This window comes from Dissulfurirhabdus thermomarina (genome assembly GCF_012979235.1).
In the GTDB taxonomy this organism is placed as follows: domain Bacteria; phylum Desulfobacterota; class Dissulfuribacteria; order Dissulfuribacterales; family Dissulfurirhabdaceae; genus Dissulfurirhabdus; species Dissulfurirhabdus thermomarina.
The window spans coordinates 64,640-85,147 of record NZ_JAATWC010000001.1 but is presented as its reverse complement, the minus strand read 5'-3'; the positions used below and the strand labels follow the sequence as shown (position 1 = coordinate 85,147).

Genomic DNA, 20,508 nt, shown 5'->3' with positions numbered 1-20,508 from the left:
CCCCCGGCCGGTCTCTTCCGGGTTTGACCTTCGGCCCGGAACCGGCTTAGGGTAGTATATGAAAGGTGGGGGTCGACCGCCTCCCGCCGCGCAAGGCCCGGAAAGGAACCGCCGGCATGCCAGAATTCCGTAGGGACCCCATCATCGGCCGATGGGTCATCATCGCCAAGGAACGGGGGAAGCGGCCCTCCGACTTCGTCATCCAGCCCGAGCGCCGCGTGGGCGGCTTCTGCCCGCTCTGCCAGGGAAACGAGAACACCACCCCGCCCGAGGTCCTGGCCTACGGCCCCCCGGGCCGGGTCCCCAACACCCCGGGGTGGACGGTGCGGGTGGTCCCCAACAAGTTCCCCGCCCTGGTGATCGAGGGGGACCTCGACAAGCAGGGCGAGGGCATCTACGACAAGATGAACGGGATCGGGGCCCACGAGGTGATCGTGGAGACCCCGGACCACGACCAGACCCTGGCCGGTATGCCCCACGACCACGTGGTCCAGATCTTCCATGCCTACCGCGACCGCATGGTGGACCTCGAGCGGGACCAGCGTTTCCGCTACATCATGGTCTTCAAGAACTTCGGCCGGGCGGCCGGGGCCTCGCTGGAACACTCCCACTCGCAACTCATCGCGCTCCCCGTGGTTCCCCACCGGATGCAGGAGGAGATCAACGGGACGCGCAAGTACTACGACTACAAGGAACGCTGCGTCTACTGCGACATCATCCGGCAGGAGCGCTCGCAGAACGTCCGGGTGGTGTGCGAGAACGAGGGCTTCATCGCCATCTGTCCCTACGCGCCGCTGGCGCCCTTCGAGACCTGGGTGCTGCCCAAGCGGCACGCCTCCTCGTTCCCGTCCCTGGACGAGCCGGGCTTCCAGGCGCTCACCGGGGTCTTCCTCGAGACCATGCGCCGGCTCGACCGGGCCCTCCCCAGGGTCCCGTACAACTACATGCTGCACACCGCGCCCCTTCGCACCCCGCCCATGGAGCACTATCACTGGCACATCGAGATTGTGCCCAAGCTTACCATGATCGCGGGGTTCGAGTGGGGGACGGGCTTCTACATCAACCCCACGCCGCCGGAGGAGGCGGCGCGGTACCTGCGCGAGATGGAGATCGATTGACGGCGCCGGCCGTCCCGCCGGGGCGGCCGGCATCCCTAGGACGGAACGGGGGGTTTCATGAGCGGAAAGAAGCGCATCCTGGTGGTAGACGACGAGGAGAGCATCCATCTCCTCTACCGGGAGGAACTGGAGGAAGAGGGATACGAGGTCTCCACCGCCATGAGCGGGGAAGAGGCGCTGGAGGTCTTCGACGCCGAGCATCCCGACCTCGTGGTCCTCGACATCAACATGCCCGGGATGGACGGGATCGAGGTCCTGCGCCAGATGAAGGAGAAGAAGCCCGACGTCCCGGTGATCCTGAGCTCCGCCTACCCGGAGTACAAGCAGGACCTGGCCTCCTGGGCCTCGGACGACTACATCGTGAAGTCCTTCAACCTCGACGAGCTCAAGGCGTCCATCCGCCGGCACCTGGCCAAGTGACCGGCGGTTCCGGTGTCTTCAATTTGTGCCGGCCGTGTGCCGAACCCATGGTAAGGGACGAGGCGTGACCCCGAGCCCGGCCGAGGACCGCGTGAACCGCGAACCCGAAAAGACGAAGGCCCCCTGGGCCGGAGACCTGGAGGTCCCCTTCCTCGAGCCCCAGCACATCCTGGTGGTGGACGACGACGTCACCATCGTCCGCCTCCTGGGCGAGTTCCTCTCCGGGCTGGGCTACAGCCACGCCACCGCCGCCGACGGGCGGGAGGCCCTGGAACGCCACGAGGAGGCCCCCGCCACCATCATCGTGACCGACCTCGTCATGCCCCGGATGGACGGGATGGAGCTCATCCGCGAGGTCCGCGCCCGGGGGGACGACACCGACATCATCGTCATGACGGGCTACGGGCGCGACTTTCGCTACACCGACGTCATCCGCGCCGGCGCCAGCGACTTCATCAACAAGCCCTTCAACCTGGACGAGCTCGAGGCCAAGCTCGACCGCATCATCCGGGAGCGCAACCTCCGGGCCCAGCTCCGGCGCCTGTCCATCCACGACGCCCTCACGGACCTCTACAACCGCCGGCACTTCGAGACCCGGCTGGAGGAGGAGGCCCAGCGGGCCATCCGCCAGTCCTACCCCCTCTACCTCCTCATGGTGGACGTGGACCGGTTCAAGGATTACAACGACCGGCTCGGCCACCAGGCGGGCGACGAGGTCCTCCGTCGCCTCGCCCGGGTCCTGGAGCAGTCCACCCGGCGGCACGTGGACAACGCCTTCCGCTACGGTGGCGACGAGTTCGCCGTGATCGTCCCCCAGGCCAGCCTGGAGCAGGCCGCCCAGATCGCCGAGCGCATCCGCCGCACCTACCTGGAGGAGGGCCTCGCGCCCACCACCCTCAGCATCGGGGTCGCCCGGCTCCAGGAGAACGGGGAACAGGACGTCCGGGAGCGGCTTCGGCGGCTGGTCCGGTGCGCCGACGAGGCCATGTACGCGGCCAAGCACGCCGGGGGCGACCGGGTCGTGGTGGACGCGAACGCGGCGGCCGCGGCCGGTTCGCCCCGGCGGGATCCGCCCCCGCCCGGGGCCCCGGGGCCCAAGTAGGGCGCCGGGGCATGGCGGACACGGCCGTCATCTTCTGGGGGATGCTCTTCGGGGTCGTCGGCCTGGGCTTCTTTGTCTACGGAAAGAAGCAGAAGGCCGTGGTGCCCCTCCTCGTCGGGATCGCCCTTCCCGTGATCCCTTATTTCATCTCCAACGAGGGCCTGCTGCTCCTGGCGGGGGCCGTCCTGGCGGCCCTTCCCTGGTTCGTGAAGGCCTGAGGGCCCCCGGGCCCGCCCCCCCGCTTCACCACGGTACTCGGGCAGGGCCTGCTTTATTTGATGGCGTCGCGGGAATCGCCAATTACGGCGGTGCTTCCCATCGCATCGTCACTGCGGCGTAGCCCAAGTACGCCTCGTTCCTCGCGATGGTCGCGCCTTGTCCTCGGCGATTCCCGCTTGGCCATCCATGCAGTGCCGGCGGCCTGAGCGAATCTTGACGCCCCGGGCGCCCGGCGGCATGGGTGATTTCACCCTTTCCGTGGAGGTGGGTGGAAAGCGTTTCCGGTTTGACCATTGCTGTCGTGTCGCTTGATCCCCCGGGCCCGCCCGGGAGGGGATGGAGGTGGATCCATGAGTTTTGGCCGGGTAGCGGATATGTGCTGGGGAGGTGAGAGCCGATGATTTCCATAATGCTGTTGGCAGCATTTGCCGCCTATATATTTTTTGCCCGGTTTGTCGTCAGGCAGGTGTACAAGAGCACCGGTAGTCTCAAGAAGAAGCGGATCGCCATCGCGGTGTTTCTCCTGATCCCCACCTGGGACGTGATCCTGGGGTACCCGGTCTTTTGGTACCTGTGCCACTTCAAGGCCGGGGTGATCTACAAGACCGTGGACGGCGTGGAGGGGATTTATGTGGGGAACACTTGGCCGACCTTATTGAGAGAACACATGATTCCCCGAAGAGGTGGGAGCCCGGGCCTGTATTCACGGTACAGGTTCGTGGACACACGCGGCCGCTGTGCATGCCGGCGCACGATACATAGTCACGAGGAACGCCACGGATTTCAAGAGGTCCAAGCTGCCTGTCTTCGAGCCGAGAGAATTCATCGGCGTGCTGGCGTCGTTAGGGAGCTGAAAGAAGAGGGGCCGCCAAGGGACCCCCGAGCGGTCGGTGGGCGGCCCGAGTCGCCGAGTGCACGGCGCGACGGCCGCCGCGATGAACGGGAGGGACCCGCGCCGCCGCCTCCCGCGGAGCGCGGCTGCGACGGCCGGGCTTGGCGTTCAGGGCGGGTCGAGGCCGCGCTGCTCGAGGCAGGCCGCGAGCCCCAGGCGGCGGACGCGGAGGTAGTCGGCCACGATGCGGGCGTGGTCGAAGCACAGGGGGCCGGGCGGCCGGTCGGCGGGCGCGGCCACGGCCCGCCGGGCGTCGTCGCCGCCCCGGGGAGCGCCCGCCGCGCCGGCCACGAAGACGGTGCTCACGGTGTGCCGGCGCGGGTCCCGGTCGGGCCGGGAGTAGGTGCCGAGCAGGTACCGGAGCCGGACCTCGAGGCCGGTCTCTTCCCGGGCCTCCCGGATCGCCGCCGCTTCGAGGGTCTCGCCCACGTCCACGAACCCGCCGGGCAGGGCCCAGCCCAGGGGCGGGTTGGCCCGCTCCACGAAGACGATCCCCCCCTCCACCTCGATGATCACGTCCACGGTGGGCGCGGGGTTGCGGAAGACCTCCACCGTGGCCCCGCACCGCGGGCAGCGGACCCGCCGGGCGCCGCTCACCGCGTCCTCCCGGCGAAGGGCCCGAGGAGGTCGAGCATCGCCCCGTGGAGGCGGCCGTTGCTCGCCGCGATCTCCGGGGTGAAGGGCGACCACGGCCCCCCGTCGAAGGTGGAGACCCGTCCCCCCGCCTCTTCCACGAGGAGGGCGCCGGCGGCGGTGTCCCACGGCTTGAGCTTGATCTCCCAGAAACCGTCCAGCCGGCCGCAGGCCACGCCGGCGAGGTCCAGGGCGGCGGAGCCGGCGCGGCGGATCCCCTGGGCCCGGACCAGGACGGCCCCGAGGGCCTCCAGCACGGGCGCCGGGCGTTCCTGGACGTCGTAGGGGAAGCCCGTGGCGAGCAGCGCCTCGCCGAGGTCCGCGGCGGCGGAGACCCGGACGGGCGCGTCGTTCAGCCAGGCCCCCCGGCCCCGGCCGGCCCAGAGGCACTCGTCGAGGACGGGGTGGTAGACCGCGCCGGCCTGGACCCTGCCCCCGTCCATGAAGGCCACTGAGACGGCGAACCAGGGGTAGCCGTGGGCGAAGTTGGTGGTGCCGTCCAGGGGGTCCACGATCCAGGTGGGGCCCTCGGGCGGGGCCCCGGCGGCCCCGGCGTCCTCCTCCGAGAGGATCCCGTGCCCGGGGAAACGCTCGCGGAGGTCGGCGAGGAGGACCCGCTCGCTGGCCAGGTCCGCCTCGGTCACGAGATCGATGGTCCCCTTGTGGCGGACCTCCAGAGGGCGGCCGTAGTACTCCATGAGGAGGCGGCCGGCCCGGCGGGCCGCCTCCCTGGCGGCGTCGAGGATGGTGTCGAGTTCCGGTGTCATGGGCGTTGTCTCCAGCCGGCCGGCACCCCGCGGGCCTCAGGCCTTCCGGAGGAGGGGCCGGAGCCGTCGCTGGCGCAGGGCCTCCGCCGCCCCGCGGGCCGCGGCGCGTTCCGGCTCGTCCGCCACCTCGGCGAGGAAGCCCGTGGCCTCCCGCAGGTAGTCGCACAGCCCCGGCAGCCGTGCCCCCTCCCCCACCAGGGTGAGGCCCGCGGCCCCGGCCACCGCCCGGGGTCCGGGCTCCAGCGCGGCCGCGGCGGCCGTGACCGCCTCGGCCACCCGGGCGAGGAGGGGGGCGAGGCAGGCCCGGACGTCCGCCCCGGAAAGCGTCACCGTGGTGGGGAAGCCTCCCGGGCGGCTGCCGGCCACGTCCGCCCGGGGCTCCGCCCCGCCGGGGGGGCGGGCGGTGCCCAGGCGGCGCTTGGCGTGCTCGAGGGAGGCGGGCCCGACGCGAAGGCCGTGGGCCTCGAGGATCCACCGGCCCAGGGCGAGGTCCATCTCGCGGCCCCCGGGGGCGGATTCCACCGTGCGGATGCCGGGGCCTTCCACCACCGCGGCCCGGCTGGCGCCGTAGCCGAGGTCCAAGAGGAGGCGGGGGCGGCCCGACTCCAGGGAGAAGCCCGCGCCCACGGCGGCGGCGAGGAGCCCCGGCAGGAAGCGGACCCGCCGGGCGCCGGCCTCTTGGAGGGTCTCCCCGAGGGCCCGGCATTCCACCGGGGTGGCGCCGGGGGGCGTGCAGACCGCGACCCGGGGACGGTGGAGGCCCGGGCCGGCGGCCGCCCGCCGGAACAGCTCCCGGAAGAGGGCCCGGGCGGCCTCGTAGTCGGCCATGAGGCCGGCCTCCAGGGGATGGACGGCCTCGAGGCCGTCCGGGGTCCGGCCGAGGTAGCGGGCCGCCTCGGCGCCGGCGGCCACGACGGCCCCGCCCAGGCGCCGGGCGATGACCGCCGGCTCCTCGAGGACCGGTCCGTGGCCATCCAGGAAGACCCGGACCGTGGAGGCGCCGGGGTCGAGGCCGAGCCGGGAGCCGCCGAAGGGAAGCAGCCTCATGGCCGCTTCTCGCCGCCTGCGGCCCCGAGGAGCCGCCGGATGGCGGCCCCGTAGGGCGGACGGAGCACCCCGCGCTCGGTGACGATGGCGGTGACCAGCTCGGCGGGGGTCACGTCGAAGGCGGGGTTGGCCGCGGGCACCCCCGGCGGCGCCACGCGGCGGCCGGCGCAGGCCGTGACCTCCTCCCCCGGGCGTTCCTCGATGGGGATGGCGTCGCCGGAGGCCGTCCCGGGGTCGAGGGTGGAGGTCGGGGCCGCGACGTAGAAGGGGACCCCGTGCTGGCGGGCCAGGACCGCCACGGTGTAGGTCCCGATCTTGTTGGCCACGTCGCCGTTGGCCGCGATGCGGTCCGCCCCCACCACCACGGCCTGGATGCGGCCCTGCCGGAAGTGGTGGCCGGCGGCGCCGTCGGCGAGCAGCGTCACGGGGATCCCGTCTCGGGCCAGCTCCCAGGCGGTCAGGCGCGCGCCCTGGAGCCAGGGGCGGGTCTCGTCGGCGAGCACGCGGATGTCCTTGCCGGCGGCGCGGGCGGCGCGGATCACGCCCAGGGCGGTGCCGTAACCGCCGGTGGCCAGGGCCCCGGCGTTGCAGTGGGTGAGGACGGTCCCGCGGGCGGGGAGGAGGGCCGCCCCATGGGCGCCCATGGCGAGGTTGGCCTCGAAGTCTTCCCGCCAGGCGGCCAGGGCCTCGGCCTCGAGGAGGCGGCGCGCCTCGGCGGCCGTCGCCCATGCGCCCCCGGCAAGGCGCGCCTCGAGGCGGCGGACGGCCCAAGCGAGGTTCACCGCGGTGGGCCGGGCCGCGGCGAGGACCGCCGCCCGGCGGCGCCAGGCGGCGAGGCCCGCCGCCCGGCCCCGGCGGCGGAGGGCGCCGGCGGCGAGCACCAGGCCGAAGGCGGCGGTGATCCCGATGGCGGGGGCGCCGCGGACCACCATGGCGGTGATGGCACGGGCCACGGCCCCCGAGGAGCGGTAACGGAGCCAGGCCTCGCGCCGCGGCAGGCGGCGCTGGTCCAGCAGCCACAGGGCCTCTCCGGACCAGCGGAGGGGGACCACTCCGGAACCGCCCCTTTCGGCCAGGGCGGCGATGGCCTCCGGGAGCGGGGGCGGGACGGGGCGCGGGGTCATTTCAGGGCGTCGGCCAGGAGCTGGTTGACCTTCTTCGGGTTGGCCTGCCCCTTGGTGGCCCGCATGACCTGGCCCACGAGGAAACCCATGACCTTGGTCTTGCCCGCGCGGTATTTGGCGACCTCGTCGGGGTGGCGGGCGATGACGTCCTCGATGACCGCCCGGAGGGTGTCTTCGTCGCTCACCTGGGCGAGGCCCTTCGCCTCCACGATGGCCGCCGGCGTCTTCCCCGTGGTGTAGGCCTCTTCCAGGACGGCCTTGGCCATCTTGCCGCTGATGGTCCCGTCCTTGACCAGGGAGAGGAGCTCGGCCAGGTGGCCCGGGGTCACGGGAGAGTCCGCGATCTCCCGCTCGTCCTGCTTAAGGAGCCGGAGGAGCTCCACCATGATCCAGTTGCTCACGGTCTTGGGCTCGGGGAAGAGGGCCACGCAGGCCTCGTAGTAGTCGGCCGTCTCCCGCGAGGCGGTGAGGACGTCGGCGTCGTAGGCGGGCAGCCCGTACTGGGCCTCGAATCGGCGGCGCTTTTCCTCCGGTAGTTCCGGCAGCTCCCGGCGGACCTTCTCCACCCAGCCGGGGGGGATCTCCACGGGCACGAGATCCGGGTCGGGGAAGTAGCGGTAGTCGTGGGCCTCCTCCTTGCCGCGCATGGAGACGGTCACCCCCCGGGCCTCGTCCCAGAGGCGGGTCTCCTGGACGATCTCGCCGCCGTCGAGGAGGATGGCGGTCTGGCGGCGGATCTCATACTCCAGCGCCCGCTGGACGTGGCGGAAGGAGTTCATGTTCTTGAGCTCGGTCTTGACGCCGAAGGCGTCGCGGCCGGCGGGCCGCAGCGAGATGTTGGCGTCGCAGCGGAAGCTGCCCTCTTCCATGTTCCCGTCGCAGATCTCGAGGTAGCGGACCAGCTCGCGGAGGCGCTTCAAGTAGGCGCCCGCCTCCTCGGGGGTGCGGATGTCGGGCTCGCTCACGATCTCGATGAGGGGGACCCCGGTGCGGTTGAGATCCACGTAGCTCACGGGCCGGGAGGGGTCGTGGACGAGCTTGCCCGCGTCTTCCTCCATGTGGATGCGGGTGATCCCGATGCGGCGCGTCTCGTCGCCGGCCCGGACCTCGATCCAGCCGCCTTCCGCCAGCGGTGCCTCGTACTGGGAGATCTGGTAGCCCTTGGGGAGATCCGGGTAGAAGTAGTGCTTGCGCGCGAAGCGGTTCACCGGGCGGATCCGGCAGTTGGTGGCCAGCGCCATCTTCATGGCGTAGGTGACCACCTCGCGGTTCAGGACGGGCAGCACCCCCGGCATGCCGAGGCACACCGGGCAGGTGTGGGTGTTCGGGGGGGCGCCGAAGGTGGTGGGGCAGGCGCAGAAGATCTTGCTGCGGGTCTTGAGCTGGGCGTGGACCTCAAGACCGATGACGGCTTCGAATTCCATGGGACGGGACCCTTCCGGCCGGGGACCTGGTGGGCGGCGCGGCTGCCGCCCCGCGCCGCCACACTAACACGGCGACGGCCGCCCATCAACAGGCGGCCGCCCGGAAAAGACCCGCCCCGGCCGCTCGGCCGGGCCCGGGCGGGCTGCCGGCGGGGCCGGCTAAGAAGACTTCTTTCGGGGACGCCCGCGGCGGCCGGCGGCCTTTGCGGGGGCCTTCTTCCGGGCCTTCGGCTCGATCCCGCGCTGCTTCAGGAAGGCCTCGATGGGGTTCTGCCGGCGCACGGTCTTCTCGGGGAGGTCGACGCCCTTCTTGCGGAGCTCGCTGACGATCTTGGCGACCTGGAACTTGCTGATGCCGAGCTGCTCGGCGATCTCGCCGGCGGTCATGTTGGCGTAGTTGTCGTAGACGTAGTTGACGTCTTCGAGGGTGTAGGGACGGCTTCTCTTGCGTGCATTCATGTAATGGTCTCCTTTCGTGTCATTTGAATTTAAGTTGGTGCGTCTTCGGCTGCGAGCCCCCCGTGCGGCGTCGCAAAATAATGCACCGACTGTGGCTTGCTTCGGTGCTCTTTGCCCGACCGATCCCCTGGACTTTTACTTGCGAGGCCACATCATTGACGGCGCTGCACCCCGTTGCGATTCCGTGGCGAGATGCCCCGATTGGACGGACTTCCGCTCCAAGCGTGGTTGCGTTTGCGGCTCGTTGTTCCTTTTCGGACGCTTTGCACGAATTTACAAGTAATTGTTAGCAATATAACGGGGTTCTTGTCAACCGTTCAATTGAAAAAACTTGTGGAGACGGAAATGAACGCAGAATGACAACGAGGGAATCTGCTGGAAAGTTTTTGTCTACGGGTGGGTAACGGCTTTCACCAGGTGTAATCCGGAATTTGCATCATCGAGAGAAATGCGTGGTGGGTGAGTTCGAACTGGAGGGGCGTGATGGAGATATAGCCGTCCCGGAGCGCCCGGCTGTCCACGTCTTCCGGCTCGGTCTCCGCCAGGGTCTCCCCCGCCTGCCAGTAGTAGACGTTCCCCCTGGGGTCGGTGCGCCGGTCGAAGCGTTCGACGAACCGGGCGGTCCCCTGGCGGGTCAGCCGGAGGCCGCGGATCCGGTTCGGGGGGAGGGCCGGGATGTTCACGTTGAGGGCGAAGGCCCCGGGGCCGGGGAGGACGGTGATCCAGTGGACGAGGTCCGCGGCGAAGCGGGCGGCGAAGCAGAAATCGGGGTCCTGGTAGGTGTCGAGGGAGAAGGCCGCGGCCCGAAGGCCCAGGATGGCGGCCTCGGTGGCCGCCGAGACCGTCCCGGAGTAGAGGACGTTGATGCCGACGTTGGCGCCGAGGTTGATGCCCGAGAGGACCAGGTCCGGGGGGCCGGGGAGCAGCTCGTGGACTGCGAGCTTGACGCAGTCGGCGGGGGTGCCGCTCACGGCCCAGCCGAAGGGACGGCCGTTGCGCTTGATGGGGCGGGCGCGGAGGGGGTCGGCCAGGGTGATGGCGTGGCCCACGGCGCTGCGCTCGGCCTCGGGCGCCACCACGTGGACCTCGTGTTCCTCGCGGAGGGCCTCGTAGAGGGCGCAGAGGCCCAGGGCGTGGATGCCGTCGTCGTTGGTCAGGAGGATCCGCACCGTGCCTCCCGGTCCGTCGCCCCGTGGTCCTCCCGCTCCCGGGCGCGCTCGCGCTCGTGGAAGTGGACGATGCAGGCCTGCCGGTACTGGCAGTAGTCCTTGGGGTGCCGGCAGCCCTCGTCCAGCGGGACCTCCCGGTTGTCCTTCTGGCAAAAGCCCTTTGGGGCGGTGTCGCTCATCGGCAGGCTCCCGGCCGGGGTTGAAGCCCCGGGCCTTCTCTTGTTATGTAGTCAGCCGGTTCCAAAAAATCGTGACCGGGCCGCCCGGCACAATTTACGCGGCTTTGCCGCGGCGCGCAAAGCGGCGGGGGCGGCCCCGGGAGGAGGCGAGTCGAGATGGAAAAGGCGAAGATAGCGGTGGTGGGCGCCGGGCCCGCCGGCATCGCGGTGGCCGTGGAGGCCAAGGTGGCGGGCGTCGCCCCCGTGGTGGTGCTGGAGAAGAAGGGCGAGGACTGCGACACGGTGGTCAACCTCTTCCACGAGGGAAAACGCGTGGACCCGGTCTACCGGAAGGTGAAGGTGGAGCCCATCGGCCGCCTCTCCTTCGACACCGAGACCCGGGAGGAGTTTCTCGCGCGGATGGACCGGGTGATCGAGGAATACGGCCTCGACATCCGCTACTGGAACGAGGTGCAGAAGGTCGTCCCGGGCCCCGGCGGCTTCCGCGTGGTGACCGGAGGCGGGCTCGAGGTCGAGGCGCCGGTGGTGGTGGTGGCCATCGGGATCTTCGGGAAGCCGGTGAAGCCCGGCTACCCCATCCCCAAGGAGGTGAAGGACCGGGTCCACTTCTCCATGCCCAAGGCGCCGCCCGAGGGGGAGAAGATCCTGGTGGTGGGAGGCGGGGACACCGCCGCCGAGACGGCCTGCTTCCTCTGCGGCACCAACGACGTGACCCTCTCCTACCGGCGGGAGAAGTTCTTCCGCCTCAACGAGACCAACGCCTGCAACCTGGACGAGTGCGCCTGCACCGGGAAGGTCTCCTTGAAGATGCCCTCCAACATCCAGGGCCTTTCCGCCGACGGCGACCGGGTCAAGGTCCACTTCGACGACGGGAGCGACGAGACCTACGACCGCGTCTTCTACTGCCTCGGGGGCTCCACGCCCCAGGCCTTCCTCGAGGGGATCGGCGTGGCCTTCGACGGGCGGCGGCCCAAGGTGGACGAGGCCGGCGAGACCAACATCCCCGGCCTCTTCCTTGCCGGCGACCTGATGCTGGAGAAGGGCTCCATCATGGGGGCCTTCAACTCGGGGAAGATCGTGGTGGACGGGATCCTGGCCCGTTACCGGGACAAGGTCCTGGGATAGCCCGGCCCGGGGACGGGGTCCGTCAGCTCCGGTAGTCCGCGTTGATGCGGACGTAGTCCACGGAGAGGTCCGTGGTGAGGATCTCGGCCCGCCCGGGGCCGGTTCCGACCCGGAGCTCCACGGCGAACTCCCGTCCGCGCATGGCGGCGCGGGCCCGTTCCTCCGCCTCGAGCCCCGTCGGCCGGCCGCCGGCCACCACCTCGACCCCGCCGATCCCGATGGCCAGGTCGCCGGGGTCGAAGGGGACCCCGGCCCGGCCGGCCGCGGCCGCCACCCGGCCCCAGTTGGGGTCCTCGCCGAAGCAGGCGGTCTTCACCAGGGGCGAGGCCGCCACCACGCGGGCGATCCGCTCCGCCGCCGCGTCGTCCGGCGCGCCGGTCACCGCCACCCGGACCAGCTTGGTGGCCCCCTCCCCGTCCAGGCAGATGCGGCGGGCGAGTTCCGCGCAGACCCCTGTCACGGCGGCCTCGAGCTCCGCGGCCCCCGGCCGGCCCGGCCCGATGGGCGGGCCCCCGGCCGCGCCGCTCGCCAGGGCCAGCACCGTGTCGTTGGTGCTGGTGTCGCCGTCCACCAGGATCCGGTTGAAGGTGGTCCCGGCGGCGGCGGCGAGCACCGCCTGCCACCAGGGGGCCTCCACCGGGGCGTCGGTGAAGAGGAAGGCCAGCATGGTGGCATGGGGGGGCCCCAGGTCGGGGCCGATCATGCCGGCTCCCTTGGCCATGCCCGCCACGGTGACGTCCCGGCCCCCGAGGGACAGGGCCCGGGCGGCGGTCTTCGCCGCGGTGTCGGTGGTGAGGATGGCGCGGCTGACGGCCTCGAGGCCGTCCTCGGAGAGCCCGCGGGCGAGCTCGGGGATGGCCTGCCGGATGCGGTCCATGGGGAGGGGCCACCCGATGACCCCGGTGGAGGCCACGAGGACCTCATCGGCGGGGACGCCGGTGGCCGCCGCCACGAGGCGGCAGGACTCCTCGGCGTCCGCCAGGCCCCCCGGGCCGGTGCAGGCGTTGGCGTTGCCGCTGTTGACCAGGATGGCCCGGGCCTCGGCGCGGGCCTGGAGGCGGGCCGTGTCCAGGAGCACGGGCGCGGCCTTGACCCGGTTGCGGGTGAAGACGCCGGCGGCCACGGCCGGGCGGTCGGCCACGACGAGGCCCAGGTCCAGGCGGCCGGGGGTCTTGATCCCGGCGGCGGCGGCGGCGGCGCGGAAGCCTGGAACGCGCACGGCCTAGGCCCCCCGCCCGCAGCACTTCTTGTACTTCTTGCCGCTGCCGCAGGGGCAGGGGGCGTTGCGGCCGACCTTCTTCTCCTTCCGCCGGACGGTGGCGGGCTTCTGGTCCTCGCCCCGGCTGTAGCTCAGCCGGCGCTGGCGGCGGCGCTGGCGTTCCTCGGCCGACTCGATCTCCCGCTCCTTCATGGGCCGGATGCGGAGCAGGAGGCTCAGGGTCTCCTCGCGGAAGGCGTCCACCATGGCCATGAACATCTCGTAGCCCTCTCGGCGGTACTCGTTGAGGGGGTCCACCTGCCCGTAGCCGCGCAGCCCGATGCCGTCCCGCAGGTGGTCCATGTTGAGCAGGTGGTCCTTCCAGAGCCCGTCCAGGCTCTGGAGCATGATGTAGCGCTCGGCCTGGCGCATCTGGGTCTCGCCGAAGCGGGCCTCCTGGGCCGCGTAGGCCGCCTTGAAGAGCTCGACCAGGCTGTCGCGGAGGTCGTCGGGCTCGAGGCCCGCCAGTTCGTCCTCGGTGGGGGGGTCCAGCTGGATGCCGAACCGCGCCAGGAGCATCTCCCGCAGGCGGTCCCAGTCCCACTCCTCCGGCGGGGCCTTGGGGTCGGCGTAGGTCTCGGCGAACTGGTCGGCCAGGTCTTCCATGAAGCCGTGGACCACCTCCCGGAGGTTCTCCCCGGCCAGGATCTGGCGCCGCTGCTGGTAGATCACCTCCCGCTGCTTGTTCATGACGTCGTCGTAGTCGAGGAGGTGTTTCCGGATCTCGAAGTTGTGGGCCTCCACCCGGCGCTGGGCGTTCTCGATGGCCTTCGAGAGCCAGGGGTGCTCGATGGGCTCCCCCTCCTGCATCCCGAGTTTCTCCATCATGCCCGAGATGCGCTCGGAGCCGAAGATGCGGAGGAGGTCGTCCTCCAGGGAGAGGTAGAAGCGGGAGGAGCCGGGGTCGCCCTGGCGGCCGGAACGGCCCCGGAGCTGGTTGTCGATGCGGCGCGACTCGTGGCGTTCCGTCCCGAGGATGTGGAGCCCGCCGAGCTCCCGGACGCCCTCGCCGAGGACGATGTCGGTGCCCCGGCCGGCCATGTTGGTGGCGATGGTGACCCGGCCGCGCTCGCCGGCGTGGGCCACGATCTCGGCCTCGCGCTCGTGGTGCTTGGCGTTCAAGACCTCGTGGCGGATGCCCATCCGCTTGAGCATGCGGGAGAGCTCCTCGGAGGCCTCGACGCTGGTGGTGCCCACGAGGACCGGCTGTCCCTTCTGGTGGAGCTCCTTGATCTCTTGGGCCGCGGCCTCGAACTTCTCCCGCCGAGTCCGGAAGACCACGTCGGGAAAGTCCTTTCGGATCATGGGCTTGTGGGTGGGGATGACCACCACCTCGAGGTTGTAGATCTTCTGGAACTCGGCGGCCTCGGTCTCGGCGGTCCCGGTCATGCCCGCCAGCTTGTCGTACATGCGGAAGAAGTTCTGGAAGGTGATGGAGGCCAGGGTCTGGTTCTCGCTCTCGATCTTGACCCCTTCCTTGGCCTCGAGGGCCTGGTGGAGGCCCTCGCTGTAGCGGCGCCCGGGCATGAGGCGGCCGGTGAACTCGTCCACGATGACGACCTGGCCGTCCTTGACGATGTAGTCCACGTCGCGCTTGAAGAGGGTGTGGGCCTTCAGGGCCTGCTGGACGTGGTGGAGGAGCTCGGCCTGGGTGGGGTCGTAGAGGTTGTCCACGCCGAGGAGCTTCTCGCAGAGGGCGACGCCTTCCTCGGTGAGGGTGGAGGTCCGGGCCTTCTCGTCGATGGTGTAGTGGACCTCCTTCTTGAGGGAGGGGATGACGGCGTTGACCCGGTAGTAGAGGTCCGTGGATTCCTCCGAGGGACCGGAGATGATGAGCGGGGTGCGGGCCTCGTCGATGAGGATGCTGTCCACCTCGTCCACGATGGCGTAGTGGAAGTCGCGCTGGACCATGTCCTCCAGGGCGTACTTCATGTTGTCGCGGAGGTAGTCGAAGCCGAACTCGTTGTTGGTGCCGTAGGTGACATCGGCGGCGTAGGCGGCCTTCCGGGCGGCCTCGTCCATGTCGCTCAGGATCACCCCCACCTCCAGGCCCAGGAAGCGGTAGATCCGGCCCATCCACTCGGCGTCGCGGCGGGCGAGGTAGTCGTTCACGGTGACGATGTGGACGCCGCGGCCGGTGAGGGCGTTGAGGTAGGTGGGCATGGTGGCCACGAGGGTCTTGCCCTCGCCGGTCTTCATCTCGGCGATCTTGCCCTGGTGGAGGACGATGCCCCCCATGAGCTGGACGTCGAAGGGGCGGAGGCCGAGGACGCGGCGGGCCGTCTCCCGGACCACGGCGAAGGCCTCGGGGAGGAGCTGGTCCAGGGTCTCCCCCCGCTCCAGGCGTTGCTTGAAGAGCGGGGTCCGGGCCTGGAGCTCCGCGTCCGACAGCTTCCGGACCTCGGGCTCCAGGGCGTTGATGCGGTCCACCCAGGGGCGGAGTTTCTTGACTTCCCGTTCGAATTTCGTCCCGACGAGGCGGGTGAGGAGTTTTCCGATCATGTCTCGCTTGTCGGCGCCGGCTCAGAGTTCCAGGAGGAGGGCGACTTCGTCGCAGTCCGGGAACCGGGCGCACTTGACGCAGTCGGCCCAGACCTTGTGGGGCAGGGTGGCCTTGTCCACCGGGCCGAAGCCGAGCTTTTTAAAGAATTCAGGCCGGTTGGTCAGGGTGAAGACCCGGTAGATCCCCAGGGTCACCGCCTCGGAGAGGCAGTGTTCCACGAGGCGGCGCCCCACCCCATGGTGCTGGAGGTCTTCCCGCACGGCGAGGGAGCGGATCTCCGCGAGATCCTCCCAGCAGATGTGGAGGGCCGCCACTCCGCCGACGGCCCCCGCCTCGTCCTCGTAGACGGTGAAGTCCCGCAGGTGGTCATAGAGCTCGCTCAGCGACCGCGGCAGCAGGAGGTTGCGGTCTCCGAAGGCCGAAAGGAGCCCGTGGATGGCCCGGACGTCGCCTATCTTGGCCTTTCGGATCATGGGGTCACTGCCGGAGGGGGACGATGTAGGACTTGAGCCCCTTCTCCTTGGCGAGCTTCTCGGCGAACCGCTTCGCCTCGTCCACGGTCTGGAAGCGCCCCATGTAGACCCGGTACCAGGTGCCCTTCTTCGGGCCGAGGAAGACCTCCCGCACCAGGACGCGGTACCCCTTCTCGCGCCACCGGGCGGCCTCTTTGTCGGCCAGGTCCTTTTCCGGGAAGGAGGCGATCTGGACGGTGAAGAAGGTCTTGGGCGCCGGCGCCTCGCCCTCCGAGGCAGTGGTTTCTCCGGGGGCGGGAGCCTCCGGAGGGTTCAGCCACTGGCCGGGGGCCTCTGCCTGGGGAGCGGGCGGTGGCACGGGTTCGGCGGTTTCGGCGGGCGGCGGGGCGGGGGGGACGGGTTCGAGGGTGGCGTTGGCGGGAAGCTCTGATCCGGGGGCGGCGCCGGGCTCCGCGCCGGCGCCTTCCTGGCCGGGGGCCGCCGGGGCCCCGGCGGCGGGCGCCAGGAGGGTCTCGGCGGGGCTCCGGCCCACCAGCTTCTGGCCCAGGTAGAGCCCGAGGATGAACATCCAGAGCAGGAGGCAGAGGGCCAGCACCCCGAGGGTGACGAGCCCGAACCAGCCGGTCTCGATGTGGAACTTCTTGCCTTCGCGCTTGGCCATGGCGGTCTCCTACATCGTTTCGGGGGCGGTGACCCCCAGGAGCTCGAGCCCCTTCTTCAGCACCTGCCGCAGCGCCTGGGCCAGGAGGAGGCGGGCCCGGGCCAGCGCCGGGTCGTCGTCGAGGAACCGGTGCCGGGCGTAGTAGTTGTGGACGGCGCCGGCCAGGTCCGTAAGGTAGTACGTAACACGGTGGGGTTCCAGGGCCAGGGCGCTGTCGGCCACCACCCGGGGAAAGGCGTCGAGGAGCTTGAGGAGCGCCGCCTCCTCCGGAGCGGTGAGCCGGTGGACGTCCGCCTCGTCCGGGCCGGGCACCGGGATGCCCCGTTCGCCGGCGTTGTGGAAGACGCTCGAGAGGCGGGCGTGGGCATACTGGACGTAGTAGACGGGGTTGTCCTGGTTGCGCCTTCGGGCCAGCTCCAGGTCGAAGTCCAGGTGGCTGTCCGAGCGCCGGGTGAGGAAGATGAAGCGGGCGGCGTCGCGGCCCACGTCGTCCAGGACCTCGCGGAGGGTCACGAACTCGCCGGCCCGGGTGGACATGGCCTTGGGCCGGCCGCCCTCCAGGAGGTTCACCAGCTGGACCAGGAGGACCTGGACCTTCTCCGGGGGGTGGCCGAGGGCCTCCACCGCCGCCTTCACCCGGGGGACGTAACCGTGGTGGTCGGCGCCCCAGATGTCCACCAGGAGGTCGTAGCCCCGCTCCAGCTTGTGCCTGTGGTAGGCGATGTCGGCGGCGAAGTAGGTGAGGATGCCGTTGGCGCGGCGGACCACCCGGTCCTTTTCGTCGCCGAAGGCGGAGGACCGGAACCAGAGGGCGCCGTCCCGCTCGTACACGTGGCCCTTTTCCTCCAGGAGTTCCAGGGTGCCGGTCACCAGGCCGGAGTCGTGGAGCGTCCGCTCGCTGAACCAGTTCTCGAAGGCGACGCCGAAGTCCTCGAGGTCCTTCCGGATGCCGGTGGAGATGCGCTCCACCGCCAGGGCCGTGAAGTCGTCGATGCACGCCTCCAGGGGCGTGTCGAGGTAGCGGTCGCCCGCGCGATCGGCCATCTCCCGGGCGATCTCACGGATGTAGTCGCCCCGGTAGTGGTCCTCGGGGAAGTCCACCGGGCGGCCGTGGAGTTCGAGGTACCGGTAGTAGACCGAGGCCCCCAGGGTGCGCATCTGGTTGCCGACGTCGTTGATGTAGTACTCCCGTTCCACCCGGAAGCCCGCCGCGGCGAGGATCCGGGCCAGGGAGTCGCCCACGGCGGCCCCCCGGCCGTGCCCCACGTGGAGGGGCCCCGTGGGGTTGGCGCTGACGAACTCCACCTGGACCCGCCGCCCGCCGCCTGCGTCCGTCCGGCCGTAGGCCTCGCCGGCGCGGCAGATCTCCCGGAGGTTCTCCCGCCAGACCGAGGGTGCGATGAAGAGGTTGACGAAGCCGGGACCGGCTACTTCCACCTTCTCGAAGAGGGAGACGCCGCCCAGGAGGCGGGCCAGGTCGGCGGCGATCTCCCGCGGCGGCCGCCGGGCGGCGGAGGCCAGCACCAGGGCCGCGTTGGTGGCGTAGTCGCCGTGGGCCTCGTGCCGCGGCGGGGTGACCTGGAGACCCGGCGGGTCCGCGTCGGGCCAGAGTCCCCGGCGGGCACCCTCCCGGAGGGCGGACTGGATGGCATGGAGGGTTCGCTGTCGCATGGATGGTGGTGGCCGGCTCCCCCGGCCGGGGGCGAATTTGGCCCATTCTAGTGTCTTGGGCCCGGCAGGGCAAATCCCGCGGCGGGGTCGAGGGGGACCGGGGAAATGGGATGTGGCCTCCAACTTGCATATTTTCCCGGGAAATCCCCGGCCCCGCCGGGCCGGACCCGGGAGGTGCCCCATGTCGGAAGCCCCGTCCCTTGACAAGCGCCGGGCGGAACGGGTGAAGGTCCAGTTGGAGCTCAGCTTCGCCGACGGCCGCCGGTTCTGCACGGGAGAACTCCGGGACATCAGCTCCACGGGGGCCGGGGTCGAGGCCCTGGAAGGCTGCCCCCGGGGGACCCGGCTCACCCTCGTCCTGCCCCTCAGGCCGCCGGTGAAGCTCCAGGGCGAGATCCAGTGGGTGGTGCAGGACGGCCTGCACTACCGGATGGGGATCCGATTCCTCGGCATCGGGCCCGCAGAGGAGCGGGAGATCAAGCGCCTGGTGGAAGACCTCAAGTGGTCGCGCCGGTGAGCCGGCGGCCCCGGCCCCGGCGGCGGAAGAGGGGCCAGCTGGCCGAGACGAGGCACAGGCCCACCCCCATCAGGAAGAGGGCCGACCACTCCACCCCGGGCTCCAGGAGGGAGCGGGCCGGGTCGTCGGGGTTGTAGCGGACCCGGACCCGGGCGCCGGAAGGGTGGCGCCGTCGGGCCCGCTCGAGGTAGGACCTGGAGCCGAAACAAGGCCAGCCCGTGTTCAAGCGGGTGCCCCGGTAGCCCTTTCCCCCCACCTCGTACCAGTATTCCAGCCGGAGGCAGAGCCGCGAGACCCCGGGGCGTTTCGGCGTCGGCAGTTGCCGGAGCTCCGAGATCACCACACGGCCGGGCGCCGTGGGCCAGCTGCGCGCGGCGAGCCCCTCCAGGGCCTTCGAGGCCCCCACCGCGAGGCACCAGAACCCCAGCCCCAGGAAGAAGAGGGTGAAGAGCCGGCGCCCGGTCACGGCGTCGTGGCGCCCCGGCGGGGAGGCGGTGTGATGGGGGCGGGGGGACGGTTCGACATCTCTCCATCATATATAATGATCGGGCCTTCTTCGGCAAGCGGCAGACCGGGTACCGAAGTTCGGGTGAATCGAGTAGAGTTGGAAGAGACGTCCAAGGGGCGGCACCGGCGGGCCGGGCCGCGGCCAGACAGGAGGAGGCAGCCATGAGAAAGGCCTTGGAAACCGACAAGCGGCGGGCGGTGGACATCGCCCTCTCCCAAATCGAGAAGCAGTTCGGGAAGGGTTCCGTCATGCGCCTGGGCGACCGGCAGGTGGAGGACGTCCCCGCCATCTCCACGGGCTCCCTCGCCGTGGACATCGCCACCGGGGTGGGGGGGGTCCCCCGGGGCCGCATCGTGGAGATCTACGGGCCGGAGTCCTCCGGCAAGACCACCCTGGCCCTCCACATGATCGCCGAGGCCCAGAAGGCCGGGGGCATGGCGGCCTTCGTGGACGCCGAGCACGCCCTGGACGCCACCTACGCCCAGAAGCTCGGGGTCAACACCGACGACCTCATCGTCTCGCAGCCCGACTACGGGGAGCAGGCCCTCGAGATCGTCGACGCCCTGGTCCGGAGCGGGGCCCTGGACATCATCGTGGTGGACTCCGTGGCCGCCCTGGTGCCCAAGGCGGAGATCGAGGGCGAGATGGGCGACGCCCACGTGGGGCTCCAGGCCCGGCTCATGTCCCAGGCGCTGCGGAAGCTGACGGCCAACATCAGCCGCACCCGGACCGCCCTGGTCTTCATCAACCAGATCCGGATGAAGATCGGGGTCATGTTCGGCAACCCCGAGACCACCACCGGCGGCAACGCCCTCAAGTTCTACAGCACCATGCGCATGGACATCCGCCGGATCGCCGCCATCAAGGAGGGCTCCGACGTGGTGGGCAACCGCACGCGGGTCAAGGTGGTCAAGAACAAGATCGCCCCGCCCTTCCGCGAGGCCGAGTTCGACATCTACTACGGCGAGGGGATCTCCCGGGAGAGCGCCCTGGTGGAGCTGGCCACCGCCGTGGACATCGTGGAGAAGAGCGGCGCCTGGTACAGCTACGGCGGCGAGCGGCTGGGCCAGGGGCGGGAGAACGTCCGCCAGTTCCTGAAGGAGCACCCGGAGGTGGCCGGCGAGATCGAGGCGCGGGTCCGCGAGGCCTACGGACTCAAGCCCAAGGCGGCGGCCGCCGAGGGCGAGGCCGCCCCGGCCGCGGAGGCCTCCTGAGGCGCTTGCCGGAGTGTTGCGTTTC

21 protein-coding genes are annotated in these 20,508 nt (G+C 70.7%); 7 read left to right on the top strand and 14 right to left on the bottom strand.

Annotated features, from left to right (window positions below):
• Positions 1-116 precede the first annotated feature (116 nt).
• The 4 genes from galT to HCU62_RS00375 all read left to right on the top strand — a co-directional run bounded on the left by galT (position 117) and on the right by HCU62_RS00375 (position 2,858).
• Positions 117-1,118 carry a galactose-1-phosphate uridylyltransferase gene (gene galT / locus HCU62_RS00390; RefSeq protein ID WP_163298312.1) on the top strand — a complete coding sequence of 334 codons (1,002 nt, stop codon included), beginning with the start codon at positions 117-119 and terminating at the stop codon, positions 1,116-1,118.
• 57 nt (positions 1,119-1,175) lie between these two features.
• Positions 1,176-1,538, top strand: coding sequence for a response regulator (locus HCU62_RS00385; RefSeq protein ID WP_163298313.1), 363 nt, complete (start codon positions 1,176-1,178; stop codon positions 1,536-1,538).
• A 91-nt stretch (positions 1,539-1,629) separates the two neighbouring features.
• The gene (locus tag HCU62_RS00380) at positions 1,630-2,640 is read left to right on the top strand and encodes a GGDEF domain-containing response regulator (protein WP_309474780.1); all 1,011 of its coding nucleotides are present in this window, start codon (positions 1,630-1,632) and stop codon (positions 2,638-2,640) included.
• 11 nt (positions 2,641-2,651) lie between these two features.
• The gene (locus HCU62_RS00375; protein WP_163298314.1) at positions 2,652-2,858 is read left to right on the top strand and encodes a hypothetical protein; all 207 of its coding nucleotides are present in this window, start codon (positions 2,652-2,654) and stop codon (positions 2,856-2,858) included.
• Positions 2,859-3,859: 1,001 nt separating this feature from the next.
• Here the strand turns inward: HCU62_RS00375 and HCU62_RS00370 are convergent.
• From HCU62_RS00370 to HCU62_RS00335, 8 genes are all read right to left on the bottom strand, one after another.
• Positions 3,860-4,348 carry an NUDIX domain-containing protein gene (locus HCU62_RS00370; protein ID WP_163298315.1) on the bottom strand — a complete coding sequence of 163 codons (489 nt, stop codon included), beginning with the start codon at positions 4,346-4,348 and terminating at the stop codon, positions 3,860-3,862.
• Positions 4,345-5,151, bottom strand: coding sequence for an inositol monophosphatase family protein (locus HCU62_RS00365; protein WP_163298316.1), 807 nt, complete (start codon positions 5,149-5,151; stop codon positions 4,345-4,347). The genes HCU62_RS00370 and HCU62_RS00365 overlap by 4 nt, the downstream gene beginning before the upstream one ends.
• Before the next feature lie 36 nt (positions 5,152-5,187).
• A complete protein-coding gene (locus HCU62_RS00360; RefSeq protein ID WP_163298317.1) occupies positions 5,188-6,198 on the bottom strand; it encodes a rod shape-determining protein in 1,011 nt (336 codons plus the stop codon).
• Positions 6,195-7,322 carry an S-methyl-5-thioribose-1-phosphate isomerase gene (gene mtnA / locus HCU62_RS00355; protein ID WP_169755332.1) on the bottom strand — a complete coding sequence of 376 codons (1,128 nt, stop codon included), beginning with the start codon at positions 7,320-7,322 and terminating at the stop codon, positions 6,195-6,197. Before mtnA ends, HCU62_RS00360 begins: the two co-directional genes overlap by 4 nt.
• Positions 7,319-8,746 carry an Asp-tRNA(Asn)/Glu-tRNA(Gln) amidotransferase subunit GatB gene (gene gatB / locus HCU62_RS00350; protein ID WP_163299188.1) on the bottom strand — a complete coding sequence of 476 codons (1,428 nt, stop codon included), beginning with the start codon at positions 8,744-8,746 and terminating at the stop codon, positions 7,319-7,321. Before gatB ends, mtnA begins: the two co-directional genes overlap by 4 nt.
• A 159-nt stretch (positions 8,747-8,905) precedes the next feature.
• Positions 8,906-9,205 (bottom strand): helix-turn-helix domain-containing protein, encoded by a 300-nt coding sequence (locus HCU62_RS00345; protein WP_181448050.1) that lies wholly within the window; start codon positions 9,203-9,205, stop codon positions 8,906-8,908.
• 410 nt (positions 9,206-9,615) lie between these two features.
• Entirely contained in the window at positions 9,616-10,374 is a 759-nt protein-coding gene (surE, locus tag HCU62_RS00340; RefSeq protein ID WP_163299187.1) for a 5'/3'-nucleotidase SurE, read from the bottom strand.
• Entirely contained in the window at positions 10,359-10,553 is a 195-nt protein-coding gene (locus HCU62_RS00335; RefSeq protein WP_163299186.1) for a hypothetical protein, read from the bottom strand. The genes surE and HCU62_RS00335 overlap by 16 nt, the downstream gene beginning before the upstream one ends.
• A gap of 156 nt (positions 10,554-10,709) precedes the next feature.
• Here HCU62_RS00335 and HCU62_RS00330 point away from each other — a divergent pair, with 156 nt between their 5' ends.
• A complete protein-coding gene (locus HCU62_RS00330; protein WP_163299185.1) occupies positions 10,710-11,678 on the top strand; it encodes an NAD(P)-binding domain-containing protein in 969 nt (322 codons plus the stop codon).
• A gap of 22 nt (positions 11,679-11,700) precedes the next feature.
• On the opposite strand, the gene argJ is transcribed toward HCU62_RS00330, so the two are convergent.
• Genes argJ through argS form a run of 5 tightly spaced genes read right to left on the bottom strand, consistent with a single transcriptional unit; the run spans position 11,701 to position 18,244 of the window.
• Entirely contained in the window at positions 11,701-12,897 is a 1,197-nt protein-coding gene (argJ, locus tag HCU62_RS00325) for a bifunctional glutamate N-acetyltransferase/amino-acid acetyltransferase ArgJ (RefSeq protein WP_163299184.1), read from the bottom strand.
• A gap of 3 nt (positions 12,898-12,900) precedes the next feature.
• Positions 12,901-15,438, bottom strand: coding sequence for a preprotein translocase subunit SecA (secA, locus tag HCU62_RS00320; RefSeq protein ID WP_163299183.1), 2,538 nt, complete (start codon positions 15,436-15,438; stop codon positions 12,901-12,903).
• Between the two features lie 21 nt (positions 15,439-15,459).
• Positions 15,460-15,912, bottom strand: a complete 453-nt coding sequence (locus tag HCU62_RS00315) for an N-acetyltransferase (RefSeq protein ID WP_163299182.1) — start codon at positions 15,910-15,912, stop codon at positions 15,460-15,462.
• Positions 15,913-15,916: 4 nt separating this feature from the next.
• The gene (locus tag HCU62_RS00310) at positions 15,917-16,573 is read right to left on the bottom strand and encodes an SPOR domain-containing protein (RefSeq protein WP_169755331.1); all 657 of its coding nucleotides are present in this window, start codon (positions 16,571-16,573) and stop codon (positions 15,917-15,919) included.
• A gap of 9 nt (positions 16,574-16,582) precedes the next feature.
• On the bottom strand, positions 16,583-18,244 hold the full coding sequence (gene argS, locus HCU62_RS00305) for an arginine--tRNA ligase (RefSeq protein ID WP_163299194.1): 1,662 nt from the start codon (positions 18,242-18,244) through the stop codon (positions 16,583-16,585).
• Positions 18,245-18,425: 181 nt separating this feature from the next.
• On the opposite strand from argS, the gene HCU62_RS00300 reads away from it, so the two are divergent.
• Positions 18,426-18,761: a PilZ domain-containing protein gene (locus HCU62_RS00300; RefSeq protein ID WP_163299193.1), complete on the top strand. Its 336-nt coding sequence runs from the start codon at positions 18,426-18,428 to the stop codon at positions 18,759-18,761.
• On the opposite strand, the gene HCU62_RS00295 is transcribed toward HCU62_RS00300, so the two are convergent.
• On the bottom strand, positions 18,742-19,227 hold the full coding sequence (locus tag HCU62_RS00295) for a DUF3592 domain-containing protein (RefSeq protein ID WP_163299192.1): 486 nt from the start codon (positions 19,225-19,227) through the stop codon (positions 18,742-18,744). The genes HCU62_RS00300 and HCU62_RS00295 overlap by 20 nt on opposite strands.
• A gap of 215 nt (positions 19,228-19,442) precedes the next feature.
• On the opposite strand from HCU62_RS00295, the gene recA reads away from it, so the two are divergent.
• Complete coding sequence (gene recA, locus HCU62_RS00290) at positions 19,443-20,483, top strand: recombinase RecA (protein ID WP_163299195.1); 1,041 nt, start codon at positions 19,443-19,445, stop codon at positions 20,481-20,483.
• Positions 20,484-20,508: the final 25 nt, after the last annotated feature.

Excerpts from the sequence above, each read along its gene's own strand:
- galT (WP_163298312.1), top strand. The coding sequence starts at position 117 with ATGCCAGAATTCCGTAGGGACCCCATCATCGGCCGATGGGTCATCATC.
- HCU62_RS00385 (WP_163298313.1), top strand. The coding sequence starts at position 1,176 with ATGAGCGGAAAGAAGCGCATCCTGGTGGTAGACGACGAGGAGAGCATC.
- HCU62_RS00375 (WP_163298314.1), top strand. The coding sequence starts at position 2,652 with ATGGCGGACACGGCCGTCATCTTCTGGGGGATGCTCTTCGGGGTCGTC.
- HCU62_RS00365 (WP_163298316.1), bottom strand. The coding sequence starts at position 5,151 with ATGACACCGGAACTCGACACCATCCTCGACGCCGCCAGGGAGGCGGCC.
- HCU62_RS00360 (WP_163298317.1), bottom strand. The coding sequence starts at position 6,198 with ATGAGGCTGCTTCCCTTCGGCGGCTCCCGGCTCGGCCTCGACCCCGGC.
- mtnA (WP_169755332.1), bottom strand. The coding sequence starts at position 7,322 with ATGACCCCGCGCCCCGTCCCGCCCCCGCTCCCGGAGGCCATCGCCGCC.
- gatB (WP_163299188.1), bottom strand. The coding sequence starts at position 8,746 with ATGGAATTCGAAGCCGTCATCGGTCTTGAGGTCCACGCCCAGCTCAAG.
- HCU62_RS00345 (WP_181448050.1), bottom strand. The coding sequence starts at position 9,205 with ATGAATGCACGCAAGAGAAGCCGTCCCTACACCCTCGAAGACGTCAAC.
- HCU62_RS00335 (WP_163299186.1), bottom strand. The coding sequence starts at position 10,553 with ATGAGCGACACCGCCCCAAAGGGCTTTTGCCAGAAGGACAACCGGGAG.
- HCU62_RS00330 (WP_163299185.1), top strand. The coding sequence starts at position 10,710 with ATGGAAAAGGCGAAGATAGCGGTGGTGGGCGCCGGGCCCGCCGGCATC.
- secA (WP_163299183.1), bottom strand. The coding sequence starts at position 15,438 with ATGATCGGAAAACTCCTCACCCGCCTCGTCGGGACGAAATTCGAACGG.
- HCU62_RS00315 (WP_163299182.1), bottom strand. The coding sequence starts at position 15,912 with ATGATCCGAAAGGCCAAGATAGGCGACGTCCGGGCCATCCACGGGCTC.
- HCU62_RS00310 (WP_169755331.1), bottom strand. The coding sequence starts at position 16,573 with ATGGCCAAGCGCGAAGGCAAGAAGTTCCACATCGAGACCGGCTGGTTC.
- argS (WP_163299194.1), bottom strand. The coding sequence starts at position 18,244 with ATGCGACAGCGAACCCTCCATGCCATCCAGTCCGCCCTCCGGGAGGGT.
- HCU62_RS00300 (WP_163299193.1), top strand. The coding sequence starts at position 18,426 with ATGTCGGAAGCCCCGTCCCTTGACAAGCGCCGGGCGGAACGGGTGAAG.